Source organism: Sphingomonas suaedae (assembly GCF_007833215.1).
GTDB lineage: Bacteria > Pseudomonadota > Alphaproteobacteria > Sphingomonadales > Sphingomonadaceae > Sphingomonas > Sphingomonas suaedae.
In genome coordinates this window covers 74,334-99,479 of sequence record NZ_CP042239.1, presented here as the reverse complement: position 1 = coordinate 99,479, position 25,146 = coordinate 74,334, and the positions used below count along the sequence as shown (strand labels likewise).

Sequence of the window (25,146 nt, the reverse complement as noted above, 5' to 3'; positions counted from 1 at the left end):
CACCGGCCCGCTCCCCCACCCGGCCACCCATAGAATACACTGTCGTTGGGTGGCCGGGTGGGGGAGCGGGCCGGTGCCGCCACTGTTTCAGCTCTGCTGAAACAACCCTAAAAGAACACTCCAGGAGAGGTTTCCCATGATCGCACGCTCGCTGACCCTCGCCGTCGCGCTGCTGTCCGCCTCGACCGCGATGGCGCAGGTCACCGTCCACGTCGCGCCAACCGGCGACGATCGCGCGCCGGGGACTCAGGACCGCCCGGTCCGCACGCTCGAACGCGCCCAGACGCTCGTCCGCGCCAGCAATGCGCGGCACGACGTCACCGTGCTGCTCGCCGACGGCACCTATCGCCTCACTGCGCCGCTGGTCTTCCGCCGCGCCGATGGCGGGTTGAACGGCAAGCGCGTGGAATGGCGCGCCGCCGATGGCGCAAAGCCAATCATCTCCTCGGGCATCGAAGTCACCGGCTTCACATCCTATGACGCCGACCGCCGCATCTATGTCGCCGCGACGCCAAAGGGGCTGGATACGCGCCAGATCTGGGTCAACGGCACTGTCGCCGAACGCCCATGGATCGAACTCAAATCCTCCGACGTGAAATTCGGCCCGACCGGTTTTGAGATCACCAACCCCAAATATGACTATATCGCCAGGCTCGCCCGGCCCGACCGGCTGGAGCTGGAGGCGACCGGCTTCTTCACCGACCGCTATTCCCCGGTTAAGTCCATCGACGGCATGCGCGTCACCATGCACCAGCCCGCCTGGGACAATAACACATGGGGCTATGACACGATCAGCAAGCCGATCTTCCCCGATGATTCGCGCCTGTTCCTGGTCAACGCGCTCGAATTCATCGGCAAGACCAACGACTGGCACGCGCGCTATCACCAATGGGTGATCGAGCCGGAAGCCGGGAAACTGTATCTGCGGACCGGGATCGACGAGGATATCAAGGACCTCAAGGTCGTCGTCCCCACGCTCGAGACGCTGGTCTCGATCAGTGGCACGCCCGAAGCGCCGATCGAGCGGATCAGCTTTCGGGGCATCACCTTCGCGCACAGCTCATGGCTCGGCCCGTCGCAGCCGACCGGCTATGCCAACCAGCAGAGCGGCGCGTTCCTAAAGGACGTCTCTCCCATCCGCCCCAAGGACGCGTGGGAGAAATGTGGCTGGGGCTGTGTCGAGTTCGAATCGATGCGTCTCAAATGGCACCAGATGCCCGCCGCGGTTCAGGTCTCCGCCGCACGCGACGTCGTGTTTGAAGGCAATCACTTCAACCAGCTCGGCCAGATCGCACTCGGCATCGGCAACGAACCGACCGCGCATCTGACCGGCGTCGGCCTCGCCACCAGCGGCATCCGCGTCTCGCGCAACCGATTCTCGGTGCTGGCGGGCGGCGCGATCATGGCGGGCGGCGTGCGCACCGACGCGCATCACCCGTCCAACCCGAACCTGATCAACCGCGACCTCGTCATCGCCGACAACACGCTCGTCACGGTCAGCCAGGATTACAAGGACAACGCCGCGATCCTGACCACGTACATCGACGGCGCACAGATCCTGCACAACGACATCAGCGACGCGCCCTATGACGCGATCGCGACCGGCTGGGGCTGGGGCTATAACGATGCCGGCGGCAATCCCAATTATGAGGAAAATGCCAAGGGCTATGTCCACAACCCCAAATTCACCACCCCCACCACGCTGCGCAACACACTGGTCGAGGGCAACCGCATCCATGGCGTGAAGCTATGGTATGAGGATGGCGGCGCGATCTACAATCTCTCGGCGAACCCGGATTCCATCATCCGTCGCAACCATATCTTCGACATTTCAAACCGGATCGGCATCTATCTGGACGAGGGCAGCAAGCACTTCACCGTGACCGAGAATGTCGTCGAGACCGGTGGCAAGTGGCTGAACATCAACACCGCCGGGAAGATGTACCGCCGCAAGATCTCCACCGACAACCGCGCGGTCGGCAACTGGCACAATTCGATGAGCACCGGAGGGCGCTGGCTGCCCGAGATCGGCAATGACCCGGGGGGGAACTTCCTGGTCCCCGACCGTAACTGGCCGACCGAGGCGCGCAAGGTGATCGAGGCGGCCGGCCCGCGCGACTGACCCCATAGTGGCTACGTCGAACGCCGTCCTCGCCCAGTGCGAGGGCGGCGTTCCTGTGTGCGCCATGCACAAGAAGACCCGCCGACGGTGAGGCCGTTGGCGGGTCAGAGGGGAGAGAGAGGGTCAGGGTCGCGTAGCGTAGCGCCAGGTCACGTGATCGGTGAGCAGCGTGCCCTCCGGCGTCCGCGCCCGCGCTTCGACGCGGTTCTCGCCCTTGGTCAGCTCGATCGTCCACTTGGCCATGCGATCCTCGACCGGCACCGTCTTCCACGCCCCGCCATTCAGGCGCAGCTCGATGCTGGGCAGGTTGGAGAAGGCCATCACCTTCACTTGGCTCGTCCGCTTGTCGGTATCACGGCGGCTGGTGATGTGGAGCATCGGCTTTTCGGCCCAATTGGCCTGATACCAGTAATAGGCGTCCTTCTTCGTCTGCCGGTCCTCGGTCACCAGCCCCTTGTCGTTGATCGCGGGGCGGTCACCCTCGTTGCGCTTGAACGACGGGAAATCGATGCCCAGCCAGATGAAGGTCGACCACAGGAACGGCCGCTTCTTCATCTCCAGCCAATGCTTGATGTGGAAATCGGTCTGATATTGTTCGGGGTGCCAGTATCCGTTCGATTCCGGCCGCGTCACCACCGGATCTTCCTGATGCAGGATCGACGCGCCCGCACCATATTCGCTGACCCCGATCGGACGGGTCGGCATCTTGGCATGGAGCTCATCGGCCCAGGGGCCGATGTCCTCCGACTTGGTCCAGTACCAGCCGAAATAGCGATTGTACGACACGGTATCGCTGTGCAGCGCGATCGGGTCGTTGTCGTCCAGACAGCAATGCGCATAGGTCGTTGGACGCAACGGATCGAGCGTCTTGGCCGTCGTGTTGAGGTCCGCCAGAATCCGGTTGGACGCCGCATCCGATACGCGGATTTCGTTGCCGATCCCCCAGAGCGCGACCGACGGGTTGTTGTAGGTCTGCGCGATCAGTTCGCGCATCTGCTGCACAAGATTGGTGCGGAACGCATCCGACTGATCATGATCGTCGATCAGCGGCACCTCTGTCAGCAACAGGATGCCCAGCTCGTCCGCCCGGTCATAAACCCGCTGCGGATGCTGCATATGCGCCAGGCGAATGCCGGTCACGCCCATCTCGTCGAAGATCTGCAAATCCTCGTCGATCTCCGCCTGCGTCACGATTGGCCCACGCCCGTACCGCGTCGGCATCTGCAAATTGACGCCATAGAGCGGGTAGCGCTTGCCGTTGAGCAGGAACGTCCCGTCGGGCTTGACCGCGACGGTGCGGATGCCGAGCGGCGCGGTCTGGCTGTCGATCGCCTTGCCACCCGCGACGACCTCGCTGGTCACGCGATAGAGATAGGGCGATTTGCGCCCTTCCCACAGCTTGGGCGACCTGAGCGTGAAGCGCTGGTCCGCTGTCCCCCGCGCGCCCGGAGCCAGCGTCAACGGACTGCGCTGCGTCGCGACCACCTTGCCCTGCGCATCGGCGATCCGCGTGACGATCTGAAAGGTCGCGGGCGCCGCGCGGTCGTTGACCACCGCTGCGGTCAGTCCAACCGTCGCGCTCCCCTTCCCCAGCGCCTCGGTCCGCACCTTGATGCCGGGGCCGGCATGGTCGAGCCGGTCGAAATGCAGCTCGGGCGTCGCGATCAGCTTCACCTCACGATAGAGGCCGCCAAAGATGTTGAAGTCGCCGTTCAGCGGCGAAATCTGGGGGTTCTTCGCATTGTCGACCCGCACCGCGAGCAGGTTCTCGCCTGCCTTCAGCTTGCCGGTTACGTCGAACCGGAACGCGGCATAGCCGCCTTCATGGCTCCCCACCTTCTCGCCGTTCAGCCACACATCGGCCGTCAGCGTCGCGCCGCCGAAATGCAGCAGATAGCGGGTCGCCGCGCGCGGCTTGTGGTCGATCTTCAGCCGGTACCAGGCGGGGCCGCGATAATAGACGCCCTCGGGCTCGCCGCGCGCCTTGGCGCCGCCGATCCCCGAATCCTCGGCGTTATAGGTGTGCGGCACCGCGACCCGCGACCAGCCGGCGTCGTCAAAGCCCGGGCGCTCGGCGCCGGCGACGTCCCGCTTGACGAAGCGCCAGCCTTCGCTGAGCGGCAATGCCTCCTGGGCACTCGCGACCGGCGCAGCAGCCAGCGCCAGGCCCAACAGACCGCGTCGAATAAAGGTGATCATGCGCCTGTCTCCCTGGCGAAGCTGGTAACCGATCCGACCGCGATGTTCCGGCTCGCCGCGTCGGCACGGATCGCCGCGTCGCGCGGTTTCGGGGCGGTCAACCCGCCGATCACGGCGCCGTTGACATTCTCCAGCGCGATGGTCGGGCGCGCATCCGGCGCGCTCACGTCGAAACTGGAATCGGTGATTGCGAGATTGCGGACGTGCCGGGCGTACAGCCCATGCGCGGGCAGCGTTCCCATGAAACTCGGCTCCAGGCTGGAATTGCGCCGCTCGGGCACCTGCCGCGCCGCGTCCTCGGCCGTGCCACCACCCGCCGCCTGCACATGCACGCCGCGAAAGCTCACATCCTCGATGATCCCGTCCGGAATGCCGACGACCCCGCACGGATATTCGCGCCGCGCGCCCGACACCTGGATGTCGGTGAAGCGCACCCGCCGCACCTTCGCCACCCCCGCCCCGCGCGGCGCACGGTTGCGCGCGGACAGGCGCAGGAAGATCGGGTGGTTGACCGGGTTGATCAGGTTGATGTCGCGAAACGTCACATCCTCCAGCACCCCGCCATCGATCGCACCCAGCTGAAGCCCGCGCGTATTCTCGCAGATACAGTCGGCGATCAGGACGTTGCGGAACCCGGCGATCGAATCGGTGCCGAGCTTGATCCGTCCGAGCACGCCGACCTTGTCGGGCGCGAGATAGGGCGAAGGTTGGTAGGTGCCGTCGAGCAGGGTGCCGAGCAGATAGCCGCTGGTCTTGCACCCGATGACCTGCACGTCCTCGCAGAAGCGCGCCTCCTGCAATCCGTAGCTGCTTTTGAGAACGATCGCGTCGTCCTTTGGCGCGTTGACAACGCAATTGGTGACGCGAACGTCGCGACAGCAGTCGATATCGATGCCGTCGCGATCGGTATCGACCGTAATCCCGTCGATCCGCACATTGGTGCACCCCATCGAATAACAGGCGAAATGCCCGCCCTGCAGGATCGAGAAATCCTTGAGCAGCACGTTGCGACAGCGGATCAGCCCGATCGCCTTGTTGCCGCGCCCCTCATATTTCATCTCCTCGGGGTTCGCCCGCCGCGCCGCATCGGCGCTCAGCCCACGCTCCTTGGGCGACTTCCAGCCCGGCACGCCGTGCCAGCCCTGCGGCGGTCCGGCGCGATCCAGGCCCAGACCGTGGATCAATCCCTGGCCAATGATCGCGATGTCGCTGACCCCGTCGCCATAGATCAGGCTGTTGTGGAAATGGGCGAGGCCATAGTCGACGAACTGCTCCTCCCACACGCCCTCTGGCAGGTCGTATTGCCCCTTGTGCGTGTCGGGATTGGCAGCCTCGATCACCGATCCCGGCATCAGCACGATGGTGATGTGGCTGCGCAGCCGGATCGAGAAGCACAGATAGCGCCCCGGCGGAACGACGATCGTGCCCCCGCCCTGCGCGCTGGCGGCATCGATCGCACGCTTGAAGGCGACCGAATCGATCGCCTTGCCGTCGCCCTTGGCACCATAGTCGCGGATATTATGGAAGCCGGTCAGAGTGCCCGTCGCACGAACCGGCACGCTCGCCGCTGCCATCGCCGCGCCAATTCCGGTCATCGCCGCCCGCCGTCCGATTTCGGCCCGGGTGCCAAGCATATGCCTCTCCTGTCTATTCGCCTTGTTGTATGATGAATGATGATACAGAACAGCGCAACCTGTAAGTCAGGTTATAATGGCTCGCTGTGCATCGAGGCGAAGCGTCAGGTCTGCTCGCGCGGGCATCTCGGTCAGGATCGACCGGGTGATCCGCTCATAATGCTCGACGAACCGGTCGAGCGCCGCGTCATCCATCGTTTCCGCCGGATCGCGACCCTCACGCCGCAACCGGGCGCGCAACGCCGCTTCCTGCTCGCCACGCCACCGCCGCACGACGGAGAAATCGGGTGCGGCCAGCAGGACCAGACGGTCGATCCGGTCGAACAGCGCCCGGTAGGGTCCGGCCAGCGCCGCATTGACGGCGCGGCGCCAGATACCGTCCGGGTCTTCATCCTGTTCGAGCCGATTGACCGGATCGGCCAGCGCGACATCGGCTTGGGGCCGCGCGCCGACGCACCAGCCTTCGAAGATCAGCAGGTCCAGCGCGTCCACGGCTTCCCAGGCTTCACGAGGCAATGGCGCGTCGGACGCCTTGTCGAAGCGCGGGAGCTGCACCGGCGTTCCCGCCCTGACCGCATCGAGGATAGCGCATCCCGACGCGGCGTCATGGGTCAGCGGCACGCCCCGCGTCGCAAACAGGGGATGAACGTCACGCGCCAATTCGGCCCGGGCTGCACGGCCGAGATAGAGATCGTCGAGCGAGAGCGTCGCCGCCCGAATACCGGCGGCCGCAAAGCGCGAGACAAGCGCATCGGCCAGCGTCGACTTGCCGCTGCCCTGCGCACCGCAGATGCCGAGCACCAGCGGCCCGCGCGCGGCATCCAGCCAGCGCTCGGTCGCGTTACCGACCGGATCAAGCGACGCGATCAAGCAGCGGCTCCCCGGCGAAGAAGCGGTCGAGATTGTCCGCGACCTTCATCCCCATCGCCTCGCGCGTTTCCAGCGTGGCCGACCCGAGATGCGGCAGGAGCACGGCGTTGGGCCGATCGACCAGCGCCGGATGCACGCGCGGCTCATCGGCGTAGACGTCAAGGCCTGCAGCCGCGATCGTAGCATTGGACAGCGACGCCGCCAGCGCCGCCTCGTCGACCAGCGTGCCGCGTCCGGTATTCACCAGTACCGCGCCCGGCTTCATCGCGGCCAGCGCGTCCGCATCGATCATATGGTGCGTCGCCGCGCCACCCGGCGCGTGGAGCGAGACGATATCGGCAGCACGCAGCAGGCCATCGAGCGTCGGATGATAGGCGCAGTCCGGTACATCGTCCGCCTGGCTGCGACTGTGAACCGCCACGTCCATTCCAAAGGCGCGGGCGCGCACGGCGACCGCCCTTGCGATCCGGCCATAGCCGACCAGTCCCAATATCTTGCCGCGCAACGACTGGCCCAGAAGATGCGTGGGCCGCCAGCCGGTCCATTCGCCCGCGCGCAGTTCGCGCTCGCCCTCCCCTGCCCGACGGGTGGCCATCAGGATGAGCGTCATGGCGATATCGGCGGTCGCGTCGGTCAGGACATCGGGCGTGTTGCTGACCGCGATGCCGGCCGCGCGCGCGGCATCGAGGTCGATATGCTCGAAGCCTGCGCCGTAATTGCCGATGATGCGCGCCCTGCGCCCGACGGTCAGGAGGATGTCGCGCGTGATCCTGTCTGTCACGGTTGGGCACAGCGCGTCATGCTCACGCATCGCCCGGGCCAGCGCCGCGGCATCCATCGGCACGTCGCGTTCGTTGCGGGTCACTTCATAGCGTGCGGCGAGCCGCGCCTCGACCGCTTCGGGCCAGCGACGGGTGAGCAAAATCCGGGGCTTTGTCATCCCTTCACTCTAACGCCGCCGGAACACAGGCGCGCGCTTTTCCGCAAAAGCCGCACGCCCCTCCTGTGCGTCCTCGGTCGCGAAGCAGATCGCCTGGAGGTCACGCTCATATTCGATCGCCTTCTCCCACGACATGGTGTGCGCGGCGCGCAAATTGAGCTTGGCGGTTTCCGCCGCGATCGGCGCGCGGGAGGCGATCGTCGCCGCGATTTCCTGCGCGCGGGGCAGCAGCGCGTCGGGCGAAAGGACTTCACTGACCAGTCCCCAGTCGAGCGCCTTCTGCGCATCGAACATGTCGCCGGTCAGCAGCATCATCGCCGCGTTGGACGTGCCCATCGCATAGGTCAGCCCTGCCGCCATCCCGCCGCCGCCGATCCAGCCCAGCTTGATCTCCGGCGCGGCAAAGCGCGCATTGCTGCTGGCGATGCGGATATCGGCGGCCATCGCGGTCTCCAGCCCGCCGCCGAGCGCATAGCCGTTGACTGCCGCAACCACCGGCTTGCGGCAGGCGCGCAGCGCATCGCAATAATCGTCGCGATTGCGGAAGTCCCAAGGGGTCGCATAGGTGTCGAGCGTGGTGATGTCGGAGCCTGCCGAGAACGCCTTCTCCCCCGCCCCCGTGATGACGACGCAGCGCACCGCATCGCTCGCATTGCACTCGGCCACCGCATCGATCAGCGCTGCCGCCATCTCCGGCGTCAGCGCATTCAGCTTGGCCGGTCGGTTGAGCGTGATGGTGGCGACGTGATCGCTCATATCGAACAACAGGTCTTGGGTCATGTCTCGGCTCCTGCCGGATGATGATTGCGATAGAGGGTTTCGAGATCGTCCAGCACCGGATCGGCAGCCGCACCCTCAAGCAATGCCGCACGCAACCGCGCCGACGCGTGGGTCTGGAACGCGATCGCCCCGTCATGGCGGGGGCGCAGCAACGCCTGCTCGACGCTCGCCAGCGTCGCCCCAAAGAAATTGCCGGTAGCCGCATTCACCGCCGCATCCTGCCAAGCCGCGCGCAGGGCCGGTTGACCGTCATGCTGCGGGATAAAGCCCCGCTGCACCTGCTGTGACATCAGCCAGCGCAGATGATCGAGGAGCGCTGGAGTCACTTCACACCGCTTCGACACGCCGATCCCGGTTCCGCCCAGCGTCGATCCGATGCGGCCATCCGGCCCGCACGGCGCATCGGCGAAACCAACGCCCAGCGTCGCGTAGTTCACATAGCCATAGATGAGCGGGCACAGGTCGATCCCATCGCCGCGCTCGATCGCGCCAAGCATCGCGATCGGGTTCAGCGCCTGCGCGTTCACGGTCGCATCCCCGGTCAGGGCCAGCATCAACGCATAGCCCTCACGCGCCACCGCGCGGTCGATGAACGCCTCGCCCGATCGCTCCGCACCGAGCGCGCCGCACACCGACTGGAGGCTGAGAATGGCATGGGGCCCGGCGAGGGAGAGCGCAACTGCGTGCTGTGCAGCAAATGCGGGCAGTTCATCCCACGCCACCGGGGGCGACTCCACCGTCGCCCGGCGATAGGCCGTCACCTGCGTCGCAGCATCGAGCGGCAGCGCCCAATGCTGCCCGGCATAACGATAGCTCGCCAGCGATGGTCCCGCGACCGCCGCTTGCCAGCCGGCAATCTCCTCCGCGCCAAACAGTGATTCGACCGGCACCAGACAGTCCGCGGCCACCGCTTCGCCGACATGGGGGTGATCGAGCACGACCAGATCGTAGCGCGCGCACAGGTCCGCGATCGGATGCGACTCAAACCCTTCGAGCGGGTGCTTATCCCAGTGCAGCGACAACCCGGACGCCTGCGCCGCCGCTGCCGCCAGCGCATTGCAGCCGCGCGGATGATCCCAGGTCAGGCCACGATAGACGGGAGCGTTCATGCGTGCTGCTTGACCACACCCGCCGCGATCAACGCGTCGATCCGCGCTGCATCGACGCCCGCCTCGCGCAACACCTCGCGGCTATGCTCGCCGACCAGCGGGGCGCCGCGCTCAATTTTCGACGGCGTCTTCGAAAAGCGGATCGGAAAGCCCGGAACCTTCACCCGGCCTTCGGTACGATGGTCATATTCGACGAAGGTGCCGTTATGCGCGATCTGTGGATCGGCGACGAGATCGGCATAGCCATAGACCGGCCCGGCCCAGATATCGCGCTCCCGCATCGCCGCCAGCCAGTCTGCGCTGGTCCGCGAGGGCAGATGGCCCTTGATCCGCGCGAAGATCGCGTCGCGCATCGTCCAGCCGTCGCGCCCGTCGTCGAGTTCGGCAAAGAACGGATCGTCGAACAGTTCGGCGAGCTTGGCATAGGGTGCCATCGCCAGCGTGATGTAACCGTCGGCGGTCGCGAAAACGCCATAGGGCGCGCGGATATAGCTGTGCGCGTGCGGCTCGGCCGATCGCGTCTGCGGCTTGTTGCCGACGGTGAATACCGACAATTCCTGCATCTGGATCGTCGTGATCGCGTCGAGCATGTTGACCTGCACCAGCTGCCCCTCGCCCGTCCGCTCGCGGTGGAACAGCGCGGCCAGCGCGCCCTCGAACGCCGAATAGGCGGTGATCGCATCGACCAGATACTGGCCGGCGGCCGACGGCGGGGCACCTTCGACGCCAGCGGACAGCATCGCGCCCGACATCCCCTGCAGCAGCAGGTCCTGCCCCGGGAAGAAACGATATGGTCCGTCCTCGCCATAGCCGGACATCGACACATAGATCAGGCGCGGGTTGATCGCCGACAGGGTCGCGTAATCGACGCCCAGCCGCTCGGCGACGCCCGGGCGGTAATTCTGTAGGAAGACGTCGGCGTCCTTGACCATCTCCAGCAGCAGCGCCTTGCCCTCCGGCGACTTGAGGTCGATCGCCAGGCTGCGCTTGTTGCGGTTGAGCGACAGGAAGGACACGCACACTTCGTTGCCGGTCGCGCCGCCCGCCGGGGCATGGCGCTGCCACTCGCCGGTCACCGGCTCGACCTTGATCACGTCAGCGCCCATGTCGCCCATGCGCTGCGCGGCAAAGGGACCGGCCATCGCGATCGAACAGTCGAGCACGCGAATGCCGCTCAGGATATTCTGCACGTCTTGTCCTTCAGTTCATGGTCCAGCCGCCATTGACGTGCAGCGTCTGGCCGGTGACGAAACCGGACTCGTCGCTCGCGAAAAAGGCGATGGCGTTGGCGATGTCATGCGCGGTGCCGCGCCGCTTGATCGACTGGGCATCGAGCACCATGCGATTATAGCCTTCGGGATCCGGGTGGATTTTCTCGGCATCGGTCGGAAAGGCGCCCGGCGCGATCGCGTTGACGGTGACGCCGTCGGGTCCGAACTCGCGCGCCCAGGCCCGGGTCAGCCCGATCAACGCCATTTTCGACGCGACATAGGGGGACAGATTCGCCCAACCGCCCGAAACGGTAATGCTCGACACGTTGATGATCCGGCCAAAGCGACGGGCGCGCATTCCCGGCAGCGCCGCCTGCACCGCGACGATCCCGGCATCGACATTGACCCGCTGGACCGCCTGATGGTCTTCGACCGAATAATTCTCGAACGGCTTTGACGGATAGATCGCAGCGTTGTTGATGACGATATCGAACCCGCCGGTCTCCCCGGCCAACCGGTCGAGCGTCGCGCGAAACCCGGCAAGATCGGAAAGGTCGGCGGTCGATACGATCAGGTCGCCCTTCCCCGCCGCCGCGTCCTGCAACGCCGCGACCTTGGTCAGGTCGTTGTCGACCGCAACCACCCGCGCCCCGCGCTCCAGCAGCAGCAGCGTCGTTTCAAGGCCCAGTCCGCCAGCCGCGCCGGTATAGAGGACGACGCGGCCCTTCACTTCGCACCCGCGATTTTCGGGTAGTTGCCCGATGGCGCAGGATATTCGTCGTCGGGCTGGCTTGCGACTCCCTCGATCCGACTCACCGCATCGGCCACGGCACCCGCGTCCGGCAAAATCCGGAACACGCTGTCGTAACGGCGCTCGTCTCCATGCTCGAGCCAGATCAGCTCGCCGCGATCGCGCGCGAACGCCTTGCCCAGGACATGGTTGGTGGACGGTTCGATCCCCACCGCATAATGACCGGCGTGAAAGTTCTGCCACTCGAACATCGCCGGGAACTGATCCTTGCGGGTCTCGACCTCGAAGCCAAAGCCGATCGCTTCGTTCACCACCGCGACGCTGACCTTCCCGTCCGAGTCCGGCGCCATGTCATGCTGCCAAACCTGTTCGTGGAAATTGACGATCGGTGCGGGAAAGGTGCGATAGCCCGTATTCTGGTCGCGATAGCTGTCGGTATGGGCGGCCCAGATCACATCGCGGATCGGCGCGACATAGCGCGACCCCTCCGCCACGACCGGATGGCTGACGTTGATATGGTAGCAATACATGTGCGGCGTGCGATAGAAGCCGTGATTGACCACCCGGTCGATCAGCCGGATTTCGTCGCCGCCGACATCCGCCTCGATCCGACGAATCAGATGGAGGTCCTCGCCAAACACCGTCGATTGCTGGACGACACCCTCGGCCCACAGCACGCAGTCGTCGCCGTTCCAGCTCTCGCCATAGCCGGTCAGCCGCGCGGGAATCGTCCCGATGCGCCCGTGCAGCGAAGACGAGACCTTTTCCCGCGGACCATAGAAATAATGCCCAGCCGGATCGTCGTGCATGAACAAAGTGTGGTCGAGACCGCAGGTGATCAGCAGGCCGGACATCGACCGAAACCAGCCAAGCCCGCCCTCGCCTTCATACTCATGCAGCCCGGCGTTGCGGAATCCGGAGGGCGAGTGCCAGCCGATGGCCCGGCCATTATGCTCGCAATCGGCAATATCCATCGCGCGATCGACCAGCACGGTGAAGCGCAGGCCTGATCCGGTACGAAATTCCAGGCAGCGGACGCCGCGCTCGACTCCGTCGCCCAGCGTCGACAGACGCACGCCGGCGAACTGGGAGAGCGATCCGGATCGCGCCGAAAGCTCGCGCCGCGACATGCGTTCGCCATATAGCTGGGGCACCCATCCGCTCCATCATCATGTTGTACGACGTATGATGTTTAGGGTAGTATGCGCCTTCGCGTCAATCGACGCTGAACGGAGTTTTTTCCAATGCCGCTTGTCCGTCGCTGTTTCGCCGTCGATCTGCACGACGATCCCGAACGCATCGCCGCCTATCGCAAATGGCACGAACCGGGCGGCCCGCCCGTGGCGGTGAACGAAGCGATCCGGGCGGACGGGGTGACGGTGCTGGAGATTTGGCTGACGGGCGACCGGATGTTCATGCTGATGGAGCAGGACACCGACATTGCCCCGGATCCGGCGACCAAGCGCGCGCGCGACGCCGCGAACCCCGATGTCGCCGCCTGGGACGAACTGATGGCCGGATACCAGAAATCCCTGCCCTTTGCGCCCGGCCAGACCTGGGTCGAAATGGAACGTATCTATTCGCTCGGCGAACAGCCCTGAGGCGGCTCCGGCGGCGCTGAAGCCACCTTCATGGTCGCGGATGCGCGCGGCGCTTTTCCCACGATCCGGCGATATGCTCGCGCATTGCACGCGCCGCGCCGTCGGGATCGCCTGCGGCGATGGCCTCATACACCTTGCGATGCGCATCCTGAGTCGCGCGGACATGGGCGACGCTCAGCTTGCCCGAATAGCCGTGGGTGCGCAGCGCTTCGGACTGGATTCCATCGATGATCGCCTTGCTAAGCCGGTCGCCCGACATGCGCATGATGATATCGTGGAACTTCAGATCCTCATGCACATAGGCCGAGGGCATCGGCACCAGTTCTTCCAGCTTCTCGATCTGGGCGGTCAGTTCGGTCAGCGATTCGGGGGTGGCATTCGACGCTGCCTTCGCCGCCATCGCCGATTCGAGCAGCGCACGCACCTCCGACAGATTATCGAGATAGCGCAGGCCATCCTCACCCTGGAACAGGGCGGACAGAATCATCGGATCGAGCATGTTCCACGCCCGGCTGTCCCGCACGATGGTGCCACGCCCTTGCTGCGACAGCACCAGCCCCTTTTCCGTCAGCGCTGTCGTCGCTTCGCGCACCACCGTCCGGCTCACATCATACATGTCGCACAGCATGTTTTCCGGCGGCAGCGCGGTGCCGATGGGGTAGGTCCCCATCACGATCGCATTGACCAGATCTTCGACAACGGCGGTCGACAGCCGCGGACGGCGGCGAACGCGCTGCGGCGCGACGGGCGGCACTGTATTCATTCGTCCTTCTCGCTCACCCACTCATTCTTGTCCAATCGATGGAACTGCAACCACCATAGCGTCAAGGGCTTGCAGATTTTTAAAGATAATACATACTATGTTTAAATGTCGGGCGCAGAAGCACCCGGTCAGGGGATGCCAATCGCATATGAAAATCACCGGATACCGCAGCCTGACGACCGCACATGACTGGGGCCGCCCCGTCGGCGACGTCAATGGCGTCGTCAGAACGGGCGTCACCGAAGTCCCGATCCTGCTGATCGAAACCGATGGCGGTCTGACCGGGATCGGACTGGGCCAGCATAGCGACATCGCGCGCGTCTTTCCCGCCGTGGAGGGGCAGGATCCCCGCGCTGTGACAGCGCTGTATGATTCGATGCTGGCGCATGTGTTCAAGAGCGGCCATGCGGGCGCCACCTATGGCGCGATCGCAGCCGTCGACATGGCGTTGTGGGACCTCAAGGCCAAGATGGCGGACGAGCCGCTGTGGCGCACGCTGGGCGCGCTCGACCGGTTCGTGCCGGGCTATGCCTCCGGCCTCTGCTACGGGCTGGGTGATTCGGAATTCGCCGCGCATTACCGAAGCTGGGCCGATCGCGGCTTTTCCTCCGCCAAGATCAAGGGCGGCAAGGATCTCGACCGCGACATCGCACGCCTGCTGGCGGCGCGCGACATCCTCTCCGTCAACAGCGCCCGCCCGGCAATGATGCTGGACGTGAACGAGGCGTGGAACGTCAAACAGGCGGTGCGCCACCTTGCCGAGATCGAGCGGCAGATCGACCTGACCTGGATCGAGGAGCCGGTACGCCGGTGGGACGCGGCGGGCCATGCGGCGATCACCCGCGCGTGCCGGGCGGCGGTGGCGACAGGCGAGAATCTGACCGGGCTGGACCAGTTCGCGCCCCTGTTCGATGCGGGCGCGGTCGATGTGGTTCAGGCGGGCAGCGTCTGGGGGATCACCCATTTCATGCGCGTCGCCATCGCGGCGCATTCCCGGAATTTGCCAGTGTCGCCGGTCGGCTATGACGCGAATCCGATCGCCCATGCGGCAGCCGCCCTGCCCAACATGATCGGCATCGAGGTCCAGGACCTCAACTGGCCAATCGGCCTGTCCGTCGATCAGCAGATCGACGATGGCGGCATCCGACTGGGCGATTCGCCGGGGCTGGGGATCGCCGTGGACGAAGCGCGGATCGCCAATGGCGGCGGAGCAGGCTGGAACAGCGAAGGCGGCCCGCACCGGCGGCCCCGCCAGGCGGGCTTGCGACTGGTGCCGGAACGCCCCTTCGCTGCGGAATGACGACAACCAACCTGCGCAACCAGAAGCAGCGGAGAGAATGATGGCCACCGGGGCAGCGACGCATTCCTATGTACTCGGCCCGCAACGGGCGAAGCTGCAACTGTCGCTGATGGTCAATTTCTTCCTGTTGATGGCGCTCTACAGCGGCGTGCTGGGGGTATTGTTGCCCAACCAGATCGCCGAGCTGGATGAAGGGTCAAAGGCGAACAACCTTGCCCTGCTGTTCGCGATCACCTCGGTTTTCTCAACCCTGACCACGCCGATCGCTGGCGCACTGTCTGATCGCACGCGCAGCCGCTGGGGCCGCCGCTCCCCCTGGATCGCGATCGCATCGCTGATCGGATCGGCGGCGCTGTTCGGCGTGTCCTGGATGACGAGTTTCTGGTCGCTGATGGTGCTGTGGGTGATGGCCACCGTCGCCTATAATTCGATGCAGCCCGCGATGACGACGTTGATCGCCGACCGGTTCGCACCGGAAACGCGCGGCGGGGTTTCGGGCGTCGTCGGTGCCGGCATGACCGCCGGACTGACCGCAGGGACGGTTGTGGCCGGTTATCTCGCCGGGGAGCGCGTACTCGCCTATGGCCTGTTCGCCGGGGCCATCGCCGCATCATGCCTGGCGTTCGTCGCGATCAACCGTGAACCGCCGAGCGATGCGATGCCGCGCCGACCGATGCGATGGGGGGAGTTTCTGAAGGGCTTCTGGATTTCTCCCCGCGAGCATCCGGATTTCGCATGGGCGTTCGCCAGCCGCTTCTTTATCTATATGGGCTATCAGGCGGTCGCCGCCTATCTGCTCTACATCCTTCGCGATTATATCGGCCTGGGCAACGCGGACTCAAATATCGCCATCGCGAACATGGCGATCGTCACGCTGATCTTCCTCGTCATCTCCTCGCTCGGATCGGGCTGGCTGTCGGATCGCTATCAGCGCCGCAAACCCTTTGTGATTCTCGGCAGCCTTATCATGGGCTGCGCAATGGTCGCGCCGCTGGCGGTTCCGACGATGCAGGGAATGTGGGCCTATGCCGCGATCATCGGGGTCGGATACGGCATGTTCATGTCGATCGACATGGCGCTGATGACACAGGTGCTGCCCAAAAGCGCGTTAGGCGACGAGGGCAAGGATCTGGGCATCCTGACCACTGCGGTGAACATCCCCCAGATCATCAGCCCGGTGATGGCGGCGATCCTGCTCAACGCATTCGGCAACGATTATCGCGCGATCTTCTGGGCGGCGGTGCTGTTCGTATTCGGGTCCGCGCTCTGCGTTTTTCCGATCAAGTCGGTGCGCTGACTTCACTTTCATAATACGTATGATGATCATTTGACATATGCCTTTCGCTGCGGCATTGGATGGTCAAAGAAAACGTCAGGAGGGGAATGATGACTAATCGCATCACCAATATTCGTCGGGTCTTGCTGCTGTCTGCCGCCGGGGGCGTCGTTGCGCTCGCCCAGCCCGCCTTCGCGCAGGACGCAGAAGCTCCTCCCGCCGAGGACGAGATCGTCGTCACCGGTATCCGCGCCGCCGAGCGCGCCGCCATCGATATCAAGCGCAACGCCGTCGGCGTCGTCGACTCGATCGTGGCCGAGGATCTGGGCAAGTTGCCCGACCAGAATGTCGCCGAGTCGCTGCAACGTATCACCGGCGTCACGATCGAGCGCAACCGCGGCGAAGGCCGTTACGTCACCGTTCGCGGCTTTGGTCCCAAATTCAATGCGGTCACCGTCAACGGCCGCACGCTGGCAACCGACAATAACGGCCGCGAATTCTCGTTCGACGTGATCCCGTCCGAAGTCATCTCCGGCGCGGACGTGTACAAATCGCCCCAGGCGAACATCAACGGCGCGTCGATCGGCGCGACCATCGATGTCCGCACGCTCCGCCCGCTCGACCAGAAGGAAGGCTTCAAGGTCGCGGCCGCCGCAACCGGCATGTGGTCGGAAAATGCCGATAGCTGGAATCCGGAATTCTCCGGCGTCGCCAGCTGGAAGAACCAGTCTGGCACGTTCGGGATCGCCTTGTCGGGCGTCTATTCCGAACAGGAGAACCGGATCGACGAGTTCACCATCGGCGCGGGCCATGTCCGCCGGTCGAGCACCGATTCCTACTATAATGCAGGGGGCGTTCCCGGCGCGCGCATCGGACCGAATGTTGCGCCCTTCACCGGCGTCTCGATGCCGTCGAACCTGTCGCCCTTCTTTTTCGAGCGGGACCTGACTCGCTGGGCGGTCAACGGCTCGGTCCAGATGCGGCCCAGCGACACGCTCACCGTCACGATCGACACGCTCTATTCGAAGGCGCGATTCATCGAACAGCAGACCGGTCTCGCCTACGACTTTTCCGGCGGAACGCTGGTCGAGCAGGTCGTCGAAAATGGCGAGGCGGTGTATCAGCGGTACGAGGGCGGCTTTGTCGACCAGATCATCCAGTATGACGACCGCAACGTCACGACCGACCAGTTCGGCATCAACATCGACTGGCAGCCGACCGACGATCTGCGCGTTCGGCTGGACGGATCGCTCTCCGACGCGCGCCGCCGCGGCAAGGAGAACAACCTGTTCACCACCATCCGCCGCAAGAATATCGACCATTGGTTCGACCGTCGCAGCGGCAGCCCGATCTACGACTATGGCTTTACCAGCCCCAACTACGCCAATGCCGCCACCAACCCGCAGGGGATCACCGCGCATTATTACATCTGGGGCGGCGGTTCGAACATCGACGACGAGATCGAGGAATATAAGGCGGATATCGACTGGAACCCGAATGGCGGCGCGCTGACCTTCTATGCCGGCATGTTCAAGCAGAGCCGGATCAAGACGATCACCGCGGACGAGATGCCGTTCGGCCAGCAATGCGCCTATTGCGGCTCCGACCGCGTCCTGCCCCAGTCACTCTTCTCGCCCACCAACCGCAATTTCTTCGGCGGCAATGGCGGCGGCGACATCCTGCGCGACTGGGTGATCTATGACCCGCGCGCGCTGGTTCTTCAGGTCGATCAGTTCGCGTCTGCGGACGGCATCACCTTCGAACCTGCCGTGCCCTCCCCGACCGGTTCGTCCGAAGTCAACGAAAAGGTGTGGGGCGGCTATCTGATGGCCGAGCTGAAGACCGACCTCGGCTCGATGCCCCTCGCGGTCAATATCGGCCTGCGTTACGAGGATACCGACTATACCTCTTCAGGGGCATCGCGGACCGTCATCAGCGCCCAGCCAAACGGGCAGGGCCAGAACATCATCGTCGTCTCGCCGGTCGTCCCGGTCAGCTTCCGCGGGAAATATCGCGACTGGCTGCCCTCGATCAACGCGCGCCTCAACGTTACCGACGACCTGTTGCTGCGCTTTGCCGCGTCGAAGGTGATGACGCGCCCGACCTTGTCGGACCTGTCGCCGCGCCAGACGATCCAGACCAACCCGGGCAATGAGACGATCCGTCGCGGCAACCCCGATCTCCAGCCGTTCCGGGCAAAGCAGGTCGAAGTGGGTGCGGAGTGGTATTTCGCCCCCGGCTCGCTGCTGTCGGCGGCGGCGTTCTACAAGGACATCGAATCCTTCGTGACGCTGACCACCACCCCTCAGCTGGTCGATCAGGTGACGTTCCAGGTCACCGTCCCCGACAATGGCGAGGGCGCGACCGTAAAGGGCTTCGAGATCGGCTATCGCCAGTCGTTCGAGAACTGGCTGCCCGGCGCGCTGGGCGGGTTCGGCATCCAGGCAAGCTACAACTATACCGACTCGAATGCGGAATATCGCAACGCTGTTGCCAATGTCAGCTTCGGCCTCGAAGGACTGTCGAAGAACTCGTACAGCATCGTCGGCTTCTACGAGAAATACGGGATCACGGCGCGCGCCGCCTATACCTATCGCGACAATTTCCTTCAGGTCGCGTCGGGGCGCAATGGCGAACCGGAATATTTCGACTCCTATGGCCAGCTGGACGTCAGCCTGTCCTATGACATCAGCCGCAATTTCACGGTGTTCGCCGATGCGATCAACCTGAACAATGCAAAGGAGTTCATCTATTCGGTGACCGAAGATCGCACCAAGGAATATCGCATGACCGGTCGCCGCGTTTCGGCGGGTGTCCGCGTTCGCTTCTGACGCCCTCCTCCTCGGAAGCGTCTGCCTGCCCCGGTACGGTTCGCCGCACCGGGGCATTGTTTTGCGTTTGCTTGAGTGAGCGTGCAGATTGCAGGGGGCAGCCTGGCGCGGCTTGTTATCGTTCGAAGCGATAGTCGCCGGATGACACAGCAAAGCGGGTCGTCTGCCCGTCGATCCGCAGATCGCTGACGGAGGGATGCTCCGCTAGGGGGACGCCCCCGTGATGCCAGTCGCCCACCGGAAGCTCTACATCAGCGATAGCGTTGGACGGGACCGTCAAGTCGAGCCGGGTCAGCCCCCGCGTATCGCCAGCGATCGCGGTTGCGATGGTACCGACGATCGACTCATAGCGTGTCTCGACCCGACCGATCTGCGGGAACCACAGCGGGCGCACGGCGATCCGACGGAAACCTGGAGCCGCCGGAGCGACCCCGCCCAGCCGTCGATAGAAAAAGCCCACTACCGCGCCGAACGCATAATGGTTGTAGCTGTTCATCGACAGGTCGCCGGTATCGCCGTTCCAGCGCTCCCACACCGTGGTCCCGCCCTGTCGCGGCATATAGCCCCAGCTGGGATACTCGGTCTGAAGCAGCAGGCCCGCAACTTCCTCCATCAGCCCGGCATCGGCCAGCACGTCGAGCAGATAGGGGGTGCCGAGAAAGCCGGTCGACAGCTTCATGCCGCGCGCCCGGATATCGGCGGCGAGCACCGCGGCGGCTCTGCCGCGCAGACGCGATGGCACCAGATCGAAGGCGAGCGACAGAATTTGGCTGGTCTGGCTCCCATTGCCACAAACCCCGTCCCGGCCGACGAACGCATCTGCGTAGGCGGCACCGATCGCCGCGCGGAGGCAGCGATAGCGTTCGGCCTCCGCCGTACGTCCGGTGGCCGCCGCCATCTGCGCCATCAAATCCGCGCACCACGCCCAATAGGCGGTCGCGCACAGGATGCGCGGGGTGGTCTCGTCATCCGGCTTGATCGCATCCACCGACAGCCAGTCGCCCAGATCGAGCCCGCGATCGTTGCGCCAGAGATGATCGGGGTTGGATCGCGCGACGAACGCCATCCAGGCCTCCATCGCCTCCCAATTTTCGTCGATCACGGCGGTGTCCCCATAGCGCTGCCACAGCTGCCAGGGCAGGATGATCCCCGCCTCGCTCCATCCCGCCGTCACCACGTCAGGATAGGACAGCGGCTGCGGCACGACGATCGGATAGGCACCATCGTCGCGCTGCGCCGCGCGCGCCTCCCGCAGGAAGCGGCGGATGAACGGATCGACGTCCATGTTGAAGGCCGCGGCGTCGAGGAAGACCTGAATGTCCCCCATCCACCCCATGCGCTCGTCACGCTGCGGGCAATCGGTCGGCACGCTGAAGAAGTTGCTGCGCTGGCTCCAGTACGCATTGTTCCAGATCGCTTGCAGCAACGGCGCATCGGGGAAGGCCATCGAACCGGTTTCGCCACAATCGCTATGCACGACGATGCCTTCGACATCGTCCGCCGTCGGCACGCCGGGATAGCCGGTCACCTCGACATAGCGAAAGCCGTGATAGGTGAAATGCGGCTCGAATGTCTCAACCGATCCGGTCCCCGCCAGCGTGAACCGATCAGTCGCGCGCGCCAGCCGCAGATTGGCTAGGTCCACGGTCCCGTCCGGGTTCAGCAGTTCGGCAAATTTGGCGGTGATCGTGGTCCCGGCAGGGCCGGTGGCGCGGATGCGCACCCAGCCGGAAAAATTCTGTCCGAAATCGAATATATACCGGCCCGGCAGCGGCTCGCTGATCGCCACCGCGCGACGCATGCCGGTGCGGCGCAGCGGCGGCGATGTCTGCGCGATCAGCGCGCAATTCGGAGCCTGCCCGACCCGCGCCTGGGCCCAATGGCGGTCGTCGAAACCGGGCGCGTCCCAACCGGGTTGGTTCAGCCGCGCGTCGAACGTCTCGCCATCATAGATTTCGGACGTCAGCACTGGCGACGGGGCGATCCGCCAGCCCGACCCCGTCGTCACCCAGTCGCGCGTCCCGTCGGCATAGTCGATCCGCAGCATCGCCCGGAACCGCCGCGGCGCGGGGCCAAAGCCATAGCGCTCGATCCGCCAGCCAAAGGGTGACGCATACCAGCCATCGCCGACCAGCGCCCCGAGCACGTTCGCACCGCGCACGATCCGGTCGGTAACGTCATAGGTCTGATACAGAACATGGCTCCTGGCCACGCTCATCTCGGGCGCGAGAATCGCGTCGGACACCTTCTCGCCGTTGAGGTGCGCGTCATACGCTCCCAGCGCCGTTGCATAGAGCCGCGCGGCGGCGACCGGCCGGTCCACTTCGAACGGCTTGCGCAACAGCATCGCCGGCTCGGGCGGACGCGGATCGCCCCGCGCCCAGCTCGTGCTCGGCACCACCGCGCTCCATTCCCCGGCATCGAACGCCGGATCGGTCCAGTCCGCCGGCGGATCGGGCATCACCCGGAACGCGCTGCCAACGATCCGCTCGATCCGGCCATCGGCGCGGTGCAGCCGGATCAGCGCGGCAAAGGCGCCGCCATCGACCGGAAAAAACCCTTGCGTATCCGCCTCAACCAGCGCGCAGATTCGGTTGCGGCCAGGCCGAACCTCACCTTCATACCGGCCGAGCGTCCCCCAGAAGGGGAGGTAGGTGTCCCAGTCGAAATGCCAGGCGAGCGGCGATTTGGCACCATTAACCCACACGCCGCGTAGATGATCTTTGCCCGCGATCAGTATGTCCGCCGCGACCAGATCATCCGGTGCGTCGAAATCGAGCCGAAAGCCATGCGGTCGCGCGTCGAGCGAGGTTTCACCCCACACCCAGTTTACGCCAGCGGCACGGTCGGCGGCGGCGAGCGCGTCCTCCGCCTCGATCCAGTCGCCGCGCCAGTCGTCGGGCGACATCGGCCCGCCTTCGAACCAGGCCGGGTCCGACTGCGCCGACCCCGCTTCGCCGGTGATCTCGACCATCCACCAGATCCGCTGCATCGCGCCGAGCGGCGGACCGCCATAGGCGATGTCGAAGCTCGCGCCGCCGCTGACGATCCCGCTGTCCCAGACCAGCTCTCCGGCTTCGAGCGCTGCCGCACTCGCCGCCGCACGGATGCGATAGCTGTGCTGCGCCCGTGCGCCCTCGATCCGCCACGACAGGCGCGGGTGCCGGACCTGTGTCCCCAACAGGTCAGTCGTATATTCCGCGCGCAGATCGACGATGCGCATCGGATCAGAGGTCGATGCCGAGGCGGTAGATGCGGTTCGCATTGCCCCCGAACAACGCGACCCGCTCGTCCGCGCTGAAGTCGGCGGTGATCGCGTCATAGGCGTCGAAATGCTTGTCGAAGCTGCCGAACAATTTGTCCGTCGGGAAATTGCTGGCGAACATCGCGCGGTTGCTCCCGAACAGCGCGATCGTTTCCAGCACATAGGGCCGTGCCTGATCCGCGTCCCACGGTCGCCAGGTAAAGCCCATGCCGGAAATCTTGACCGCGACGTTGGGCAATGCTGCGAGCGCCGCCATCCCACGCCGCCACACGCCCCACCCGTCCGCATCGCCGGGCAGCGCCATGCCGGTGTGATTCAGAATCACCTGCGTATCGGGATGTTTCGCGATCAGCGCGGCAAGATGCGCGAACTGGCCCGGATAGGCCTGAAGGTCGAAGCTCAGGCCGAACTTCTTCAGCAGGCCAAAGCCCCGCATCCACGCGCTGGTCGTGGTGACATCGGCGGGCGAATAGCTGCGCGCCGGGTCGGGATGCCAGTTGACGATGTGGCGGATGCCCCTGACATTTTTATGGGTGACATGCGCGGCCAGCAGCGTCTCGACCTCCGGGTCATCCAGCGCCGCAAATGCAACGATTCCATTCGGCATCCCTCGCGCGTCGGCTTGTCCCTGAAGCCATTGCGTTTCCCGGAGAGCGTCACCCGGATGCGCCCCCGCGTCGATATGGACGATCCCGCGCACGTCCCATTTGCGGGCATCGGCGAGATAGGCGTCGAGCGGATAGTCCACCGCGATCGGCTCGACGCTGCCATTGGGATTGTCGCTGTCGAACGGCCCGGTCAGCCATGGATAGCGAATATGCTGCAGGTCCCACAGATGCACGTGCGGATCGACCAGAGGCGGACGCACGGCCATGTCAGAATGTCGTCCGTCCGCCCGAGGTGTCGAAGGTCGATGCGGTGGTGAAGCTGCATTCCTCGCTCGCCATGAAGCAGATCATCGCCGCGCTCTCATCGACCTCGCCCAACCGCCCCATCGGGATCTTGGAGCGCATATAGTCAACCTGGCTCGGAGGCAGCTGGGCAAGGATCGGACTCTCGAATGTCGCGGGGGTGATCGCATTGGCGATGACGCCCTTCCCCGCCAGTTCCTTGCCCAGTGACTTGGTGAAGCCGATCACCGCCGCCTTTGATGCGGAATAGGCGCTGGCATTGGGATTGCCTTCCTTGCCCGCGACCGACGCGACATTGACGATCCGGCCATAGCCCTGTGCCAGCATCAGCGGCACGATCGCGCGGTTGCAATAGAACAGGCCGTGGACGTTGATCTCGAACACGCGCAGCCAGCTGTCGACCGGAAAGTCCTGCACCGGGACCGTCGCGCCGGTGATGCCCGCCGAACAGACCAACACGTCCACCTTGCCGCCCAATGCAGCGGCGCTGGCCGTTACCGCCGCTTCGACCGCCGCCAAATCCGACACATCGAGCGCCTGAACGTCGCTCGCGCCGATTGCATCCTTCGCTGCGCCCAGCGCGTCCGCATTCAGATCCCACAGCGCAACCCGGCCGCCCTCGGCAACGATGCGGGCCGCAACCGCCCTGCCCAGCCCCGACGCGCCGCCGGTGACGATCGCACTGCGTCCGGTATAGCGCCCAGCGAATAGGCTCACTTGGCCGGCGTCCATGCGACGAAGTCCTGACGCTGCTCGCCCAGCTTTTCGATGCCCAGTTCGACCACGTCTCCAGCCTTCAAATACCAGGGCTCCGGCTTCTGCCCCAGGCCGACACCCGGCGGCGTGCCGGTGGTGATGACATCACCCGGCAGCAGCGTCATGATCTGCGACAGGTAGGACACGATCTGCTTCACGTCGAAGATCATCGTCTTCGTAGCGCCGTCCTGAACCTTCTTGCCGTTGACCGACAGCCACATGCCAAGGTTCTGGACATCGCCGACCTCGTCCTTGGTCACCAGCCAGGGGCCGACCGGGCCGAAGGTGGGGAACCCCTTGCCCTTGTCCCAGGTCATGCCGCGCTCGGTCTGCCAGTGGCGTTCCGACACGTCGTTGACGACGCAATAGCCAGCGACATGGTCAAGCGCGTCGGCCTCCGCGACATTGTTCGCGGCGGTTCCGATCACTATTCCAAGTTCGACTTCCCAGTCGGTTTTCTTGCTGTCCTTGGGAATCGTGACCGGATCGTTCGGCCCCTGAATGCAGCTCACCCATTTGTTGAACACCACCGGCTCCTCGGGGATCGGCAGGTTCGATTCATGCGCGTGATCGACATAGTTGAGGCCGATCGCAACGAACTGGCGCGTGCCGCCGACACAGGGGCCATAACGCACCTCGCCCTCGACCAGCGGAAGGCTCGCAGGGTCGATCGCGGCAAGCCGGGCCAGCCCTTCCGCGCCGATCGCATCGCCACCGATATCGGCAACATGCGCCGAGAGGTCACGGATGCGGCCGTCTGCGTCGATCAGGCCGGGCTTCTCGGCGCCGGGGGCGCCATAGCGACAGAGCTTCATGGGTCTTCCTTC

The 25,146-nt window shown here is 64.9% G+C and carries 19 protein-coding genes; 5 read left to right on the top strand and 14 right to left on the bottom strand.

All coding sequences use genetic code 11. From position 1 onward, the window contains the following. Positions 1 to 136 precede the first annotated feature (136 nt). Complete coding sequence (locus FPZ54_RS00415; RefSeq protein ID WP_145844150.1) at positions 137 to 2,122, top strand: right-handed parallel beta-helix repeat-containing protein; 1,986 nt, start codon at positions 137 to 139, stop codon at positions 2,120 to 2,122. Positions 2,123 to 2,245: 123 nt separating this feature from the next. Here FPZ54_RS00415 and FPZ54_RS00410 read toward each other — a convergent pair whose 3' ends face one another. From FPZ54_RS00410 to FPZ54_RS00370, 9 genes are all read right to left on the bottom strand, one after another. Beyond that, on the bottom strand, positions 2,246 to 4,321 hold the full coding sequence (locus tag FPZ54_RS00410) for a glycoside hydrolase family 2 protein (RefSeq protein ID WP_145844149.1): 2,076 nt from the start codon (positions 4,319 to 4,321) through the stop codon (positions 2,246 to 2,248). Then, positions 4,318 to 5,955 (bottom strand): rhamnogalacturonidase, encoded by a 1,638-nt coding sequence (locus FPZ54_RS00405; protein ID WP_145844148.1) that lies wholly within the window; start codon positions 5,953 to 5,955, stop codon positions 4,318 to 4,320. The genes FPZ54_RS00410 and FPZ54_RS00405 overlap by 4 nt, the downstream gene beginning before the upstream one ends. A gap of 66 nt (positions 5,956 to 6,021) precedes the next feature. Next, entirely contained in the window at positions 6,022 to 6,825 is an 804-nt protein-coding gene (locus FPZ54_RS00400; protein ID WP_145844146.1) for a kinase, read from the bottom strand. Continuing rightward, positions 6,809 to 7,765: a 2-hydroxyacid dehydrogenase gene (locus tag FPZ54_RS00395; RefSeq protein ID WP_145844145.1), complete on the bottom strand. Its 957-nt coding sequence runs from the start codon at positions 7,763 to 7,765 to the stop codon at positions 6,809 to 6,811. The genes FPZ54_RS00400 and FPZ54_RS00395 overlap by 17 nt, the downstream gene beginning before the upstream one ends. A 9-nt stretch (positions 7,766 to 7,774) precedes the next feature. Beyond that, positions 7,775 to 8,545 carry an enoyl-CoA hydratase/isomerase family protein gene (locus tag FPZ54_RS00390; RefSeq protein WP_145844144.1) on the bottom strand — a complete coding sequence of 257 codons (771 nt, stop codon included), beginning with the start codon at positions 8,543 to 8,545 and terminating at the stop codon, positions 7,775 to 7,777. Further along, positions 8,542 to 9,654, bottom strand: a complete 1,113-nt coding sequence (locus FPZ54_RS00385; protein WP_145844143.1) for a type 2 periplasmic-binding domain-containing protein — start codon at positions 9,652 to 9,654, stop codon at positions 8,542 to 8,544. Before FPZ54_RS00385 ends, FPZ54_RS00390 begins: the two co-directional genes overlap by 4 nt. After that, positions 9,651 to 10,844: a CaiB/BaiF CoA transferase family protein gene (locus FPZ54_RS00380; protein ID WP_239019659.1), complete on the bottom strand. Its 1,194-nt coding sequence runs from the start codon at positions 10,842 to 10,844 to the stop codon at positions 9,651 to 9,653. Before FPZ54_RS00380 ends, FPZ54_RS00385 begins: the two co-directional genes overlap by 4 nt. 10 nt (positions 10,845 to 10,854) lie before the next feature. Next, positions 10,855 to 11,595, bottom strand: a complete 741-nt coding sequence (locus tag FPZ54_RS00375) for an SDR family NAD(P)-dependent oxidoreductase (RefSeq protein WP_145844142.1) — start codon at positions 11,593 to 11,595, stop codon at positions 10,855 to 10,857. Continuing rightward, positions 11,592 to 12,770, bottom strand: a complete 1,179-nt coding sequence (locus FPZ54_RS00370) for an aldose 1-epimerase family protein (protein ID WP_145844141.1) — start codon at positions 12,768 to 12,770, stop codon at positions 11,592 to 11,594. The genes FPZ54_RS00375 and FPZ54_RS00370 overlap by 4 nt, the downstream gene beginning before the upstream one ends. A gap of 90 nt (positions 12,771 to 12,860) precedes the next feature. Between FPZ54_RS00370 and FPZ54_RS00365 the strand changes: the two genes are divergently transcribed. Then, positions 12,861 to 13,217 carry an L-rhamnose mutarotase gene (locus FPZ54_RS00365; protein WP_145844140.1) on the top strand — a complete coding sequence of 119 codons (357 nt, stop codon included), beginning with the start codon at positions 12,861 to 12,863 and terminating at the stop codon, positions 13,215 to 13,217. Positions 13,218 to 13,245: 28 nt separating this feature from the next. On the opposite strand, the gene FPZ54_RS00360 is transcribed toward FPZ54_RS00365, so the two are convergent. After that, on the bottom strand, positions 13,246 to 13,980 hold the full coding sequence (locus FPZ54_RS00360; RefSeq protein WP_145844139.1) for a FadR/GntR family transcriptional regulator: 735 nt from the start codon (positions 13,978 to 13,980) through the stop codon (positions 13,246 to 13,248). Positions 13,981 to 14,128: 148 nt separating this feature from the next. On the opposite strand from FPZ54_RS00360, the gene FPZ54_RS00355 reads away from it, so the two are divergent. The 3 genes from FPZ54_RS00355 (at position 14,129) to FPZ54_RS00345 (ending at position 19,387) form a co-directional block, all read left to right on the top strand. Continuing rightward, positions 14,129 to 15,280, top strand: a complete 1,152-nt coding sequence (locus FPZ54_RS00355; protein ID WP_145844138.1) for a mandelate racemase/muconate lactonizing enzyme family protein — start codon at positions 14,129 to 14,131, stop codon at positions 15,278 to 15,280. A gap of 37 nt (positions 15,281 to 15,317) precedes the next feature. After that, positions 15,318 to 16,577, top strand: a complete 1,260-nt coding sequence (locus tag FPZ54_RS00350; protein WP_145844137.1) for an MFS transporter — start codon at positions 15,318 to 15,320, stop codon at positions 16,575 to 16,577. Positions 16,578 to 16,666: 89 nt separating this feature from the next. After that, positions 16,667 to 19,387 (top strand): TonB-dependent receptor, encoded by a 2,721-nt coding sequence (locus FPZ54_RS00345; RefSeq protein WP_145844136.1) that lies wholly within the window; start codon positions 16,667 to 16,669, stop codon positions 19,385 to 19,387. Positions 19,388 to 19,502: 115 nt separating this feature from the next. Here FPZ54_RS00345 and FPZ54_RS00340 read toward each other — a convergent pair whose 3' ends face one another. Genes FPZ54_RS00340 through FPZ54_RS00325 form a run of 4 tightly spaced genes read right to left on the bottom strand, consistent with a single transcriptional unit; the run spans position 19,503 to position 25,134 of the window. Further along, complete coding sequence (locus FPZ54_RS00340; protein ID WP_186456855.1) at positions 19,503 to 22,652, bottom strand: alpha-L-rhamnosidase; 3,150 nt, start codon at positions 22,650 to 22,652, stop codon at positions 19,503 to 19,505. Next, a complete protein-coding gene (locus FPZ54_RS00335) occupies positions 22,615 to 23,526 on the bottom strand; it encodes an amidohydrolase family protein (RefSeq protein ID WP_145844133.1) in 912 nt (303 codons plus the stop codon). The genes FPZ54_RS00340 and FPZ54_RS00335 overlap by 38 nt, the downstream gene beginning before the upstream one ends. A gap of 1 nt (position 23,527) precedes the next feature. Beyond that, the gene (locus FPZ54_RS00330; RefSeq protein ID WP_145844132.1) at positions 23,528 to 24,280 is read right to left on the bottom strand and encodes an SDR family NAD(P)-dependent oxidoreductase; all 753 of its coding nucleotides are present in this window, start codon (positions 24,278 to 24,280) and stop codon (positions 23,528 to 23,530) included. Next, positions 24,277 to 25,134: a fumarylacetoacetate hydrolase family protein gene (locus tag FPZ54_RS00325; RefSeq protein ID WP_145844131.1), complete on the bottom strand. Its 858-nt coding sequence runs from the start codon at positions 25,132 to 25,134 to the stop codon at positions 24,277 to 24,279. Before FPZ54_RS00325 ends, FPZ54_RS00330 begins: the two co-directional genes overlap by 4 nt. Between the last annotated feature and the right edge of the window lie 12 nt (positions 25,135 to 25,146).

Excerpts from the sequence above, each read along its gene's own strand:
- FPZ54_RS00415 (WP_145844150.1), top strand. The coding sequence starts at position 137 with ATGATCGCACGCTCGCTGACCCTCGCCGTCGCGCTGCTGTCCGCCTCG.
- FPZ54_RS00410 (WP_145844149.1), bottom strand. The coding sequence starts at position 4,321 with ATGATCACCTTTATTCGACGCGGTCTGTTGGGCCTGGCGCTGGCTGCT.
- FPZ54_RS00405 (WP_145844148.1), bottom strand. The coding sequence starts at position 5,955 with ATGCTTGGCACCCGGGCCGAAATCGGACGGCGGGCGGCGATGACCGGA.
- FPZ54_RS00395 (WP_145844145.1), bottom strand. The coding sequence starts at position 7,765 with ATGACAAAGCCCCGGATTTTGCTCACCCGTCGCTGGCCCGAAGCGGTC.
- FPZ54_RS00390 (WP_145844144.1), bottom strand. The coding sequence starts at position 8,545 with ATGACCCAAGACCTGTTGTTCGATATGAGCGATCACGTCGCCACCATC.
- FPZ54_RS00385 (WP_145844143.1), bottom strand. The coding sequence starts at position 9,654 with ATGAACGCTCCCGTCTATCGTGGCCTGACCTGGGATCATCCGCGCGGC.
- FPZ54_RS00365 (WP_145844140.1), top strand. The coding sequence starts at position 12,861 with ATGCCGCTTGTCCGTCGCTGTTTCGCCGTCGATCTGCACGACGATCCC.
- FPZ54_RS00360 (WP_145844139.1), bottom strand. The coding sequence starts at position 13,980 with ATGAATACAGTGCCGCCCGTCGCGCCGCAGCGCGTTCGCCGCCGTCCG.
- FPZ54_RS00355 (WP_145844138.1), top strand. The coding sequence starts at position 14,129 with ATGAAAATCACCGGATACCGCAGCCTGACGACCGCACATGACTGGGGC.
- FPZ54_RS00350 (WP_145844137.1), top strand. The coding sequence starts at position 15,318 with ATGATGGCCACCGGGGCAGCGACGCATTCCTATGTACTCGGCCCGCAA.
- FPZ54_RS00345 (WP_145844136.1), top strand. The coding sequence starts at position 16,667 with ATGACTAATCGCATCACCAATATTCGTCGGGTCTTGCTGCTGTCTGCC.
- FPZ54_RS00340 (WP_186456855.1), bottom strand. The coding sequence starts at position 22,652 with ATGCGAACCGCATCTACCGCCTCGGCATCGACCTCTGATCCGATGCGC.
- FPZ54_RS00335 (WP_145844133.1), bottom strand. The coding sequence starts at position 23,526 with ATGGCCGTGCGTCCGCCTCTGGTCGATCCGCACGTGCATCTGTGGGAC.
- FPZ54_RS00325 (WP_145844131.1), bottom strand. The coding sequence starts at position 25,134 with ATGAAGCTCTGTCGCTATGGCGCCCCCGGCGCCGAGAAGCCCGGCCTG.